Annotated in this window: 4 protein-coding genes; all 4 read left to right on the forward strand. The window is 55.1% G+C overall.

Annotated features, from left to right (window positions below):
• Positions 1-397: ubiquinone/menaquinone biosynthesis methyltransferase (locus PHT20_RS16640; RefSeq protein WP_301021408.1), on the forward strand; the 397-nt coding region annotated here is incomplete at its 5' end.
• Positions 398-448: 51 nt separating this feature from the next.
• The gene (locus PHT20_RS16645) at positions 449-1,453 is read left to right on the forward strand and encodes a TIM44-like domain-containing protein (RefSeq protein ID WP_301021409.1); all 1,005 of its coding nucleotides are present in this window, start codon (positions 449-451) and stop codon (positions 1,451-1,453) included.
• A 141-nt stretch (positions 1,454-1,594) separates the two neighbouring features.
• On the forward strand, positions 1,595-2,041 hold the full coding sequence (locus PHT20_RS16650) for a hypothetical protein (protein ID WP_366520955.1): 447 nt from the start codon (positions 1,595-1,597) through the stop codon (positions 2,039-2,041).
• Positions 2,038-2,574: AarF/UbiB family protein (locus PHT20_RS16655; protein WP_301021410.1), on the forward strand; the 537-nt coding region annotated here is incomplete at its 3' end. The genes PHT20_RS16650 and PHT20_RS16655, both read left to right, overlap by 4 nt.

Below are 2,574 nucleotides of genomic sequence, written 5' to 3' on the forward strand. Positions count from 1 at the left end.
CCTGGTCTGTGATGCTGAACACCTGCCGTTTCCTGATGCCCATTTCAACCTGGTCACGGTGGCTTTTGGTCTGCGCAACATGACGCACAAGAACGTAGCCTTGGCTGAGATGAACCGGGTGCTCAAACCGGGTGGCAAGCTGTTGGTGCTGGAGTTTTCCAAAGTGGCCAAGCCGCTAGAAAAAGCTTATGACTGGTATTCGTTCAAGGTGCTGCCTAAATTGGGGCAGTGGGTGGCGGGTGATGCGTCCAGTTACCAATATTTGGCTGAGTCGATTCGCATGCACCCAAGTCAAGAAGAGCTCAAATCCCTGATGAAAGCTAATGGTTTTGGCCATGTGGATTACCACAACATGACGGGTGGTCTGGTAGCCTTGCATGTGGGTATCAAGTGTTGAGCGGCTTTTCCGCCCAATGATGTTGTGAATCAAATTCAATCAGGAGAAATCATGAAACGTTGGCTATCGGTTTTGAGCATCTGTTTGGTGCTATTTGCAGGGCATGCCGAGGCTGCCAAGCGTTTTGGTGGCGGCAAATCTTTCGGTCAACAGTCCAGCAATGTCACGCAGCGCCAAGCCTCGCCTGCAACTGCGCCTTCGCAAGCAGCGAACAACACTGCCAAAGCACCGGCCGCGGCACCTGCTGCAGCGGCTGCACCCAAGAAACCTTGGGGCGCGATGTTGGGCGGTTTGGCTGCAGGCTTGGGCTTGGCTTGGTTGGCCAGCTCGCTTGGGCTGGGTGCAGCCATGGGGCAGTTTTTGATGTTTGCCCTGCTGGCACTGGTCATTATGGTGGCGGTGGGCTGGTTCATGCGGCGTAAAAGCCAAGGGGGTCAAGTTGCAACTTCGCCGTTTGCGTTCCAGGGTGCTGCTGCAGGTGCGGCTTCGGCACCAGCGCCAACTTCATTGTCGGCAGACTATCGGCCTGAAAATGTGGGCAACGATGCCTCTGCCCGGCCTTGGGAACGCAACACCACCGCTTTTGAAGCCAGTGCACCGGTCAGCGCTGCCACTGCCACGTCGGGTTCGATGATCGGCTCGGGTTTGTTGGGTGCACAAACTTGGGGTATTCCTGCGGGTTTTGACTCTGAAGGTTTTCTCAAGTCAGCCAAGGCTAATTTTGTGTCATTGCAAGCCGCTTGGGACAAATCAGACATTCCTGCGCTGCGTGTGATGATGACAGACACCATGCTGAAAGAAATTCAGGCGCAACTCGCTGAGCGTGAAACCCATCCGGGTGGCTCACAAAACATGACTGAAGTGGTCATGATCGAAGCCCATTTGCTGGGGATTGAAGATTTGGGCAACGATTACATGGCCAGCGTGGAGTTCTCAGGCATGATTCGTGAAGATGCGGCCAGCTCACCGAGCCCATTCCGTGAAGTCTGGAACATGGTCAAATCCAAAAATGGCAACAATGGTTGGTTGGTTGCAGGGGTTCAAGCCCTGCAGTAAGGCCGAAGCTTATTTTTCGGGGAATAATCGGGGACTATGAGCACACAGTCCCCTTTTCCATTTCTGGAGGGTCTCCTCCAAAAACTCCCACTCCCTCAAATTCAACCACCCGCCTGGGCAGTCAACGAAGCGCAGCGCCGCTTGGTTTTGTTGCTGAACCATGTGTTGATGCAAGAGCCCGAAGCCATGGCACGGCTGGCTCGGCAAAAAAACCAGGTGATGCTGGTGCAGTGGCGCATTTTCAGTTTCAAGCTACAAGCCACCCCAGCGGGTTTGCTGGACTTGGCCAGCGCTGAAACACCAGCCGACTTGGTGATGACCTTGACGGACGAATCACCTTTGTCTTTGGCGCAGGCCACCTTGCGTGGCGAAAAACCTGCGGTTCGCATCGAGGGTGATGTGCAACTGGCCGCAGAGGTGAATTGGCTGGTGGAGCATGTACGCTGGGACATGGAAGATGACTTGGCGCGCGTCATTGGCGATGTGCCTGCCCATACCTTGAGCAAAATGGCCACCACACTGGCCACATCTTTGCGCGAATTCATGGCCAAAGCGGCCACATTTGTGCCTGGCAAGTCAAGCGTATGACGCGCCTTTTTCGTGGGGCGTTCATCCTTTGGGTGATGTTGCGCCATGGCCTGGATGAACTGGTGCTGACCAGTTTCAACAAGCCATGGTTGTTGCGCTTGGCACGGTTGCTGACCTTAGGGCGCAAGCTAGATGCGCCGCGCGGTCAGCGTATTCGGGAAGCCCTTGAGAGTTTGGGACCTATTTTTGTCAAATTTGGGCAAGTGCTCTCAACCCGGCGTGACTTGTTGCCGGTGGACATTGCCGATGAATTGGCTCGGCTGCAAGACCGTGTGCCACCGTTTCCAAGTGAAGTGGCCATCGAGATCATTGAACGTGCCTTTAAAAAGCCGGTAGACAGCATCTTTGTGTCGTTTGAGCGTCAGCCAGTGGCCAGTGCATCCATTGCCCAGGTGCACTTTGCGGTGCTCAAAACCAAGCAAGGCATTGAGCGCGAGGTGGCCGTGAAGGTGTTGCGCCCAGGCATGCTGAGCGTGATTGACAAAGACCTGGATTTGCTGCGCATGATGGCGGGCTGGGTGGAGTCGCTCTCT

Origin of the sequence: Rhodoferax sp. (assembly GCF_028715765.1) — a bacterium.
Classification (GTDB): Bacteria; Pseudomonadota; Gammaproteobacteria; order Burkholderiales; family Burkholderiaceae_C; genus Rhodoferax.

What these genes read in the sequence shown, in the direction of transcription:
- PHT20_RS16645 (WP_301021409.1), top strand. Translation starts at nt 449, where the DNA reads ATGAAACGTTGGCTATCGGTTTTGAGCATCTGTTTGGTGCTATTTGCA.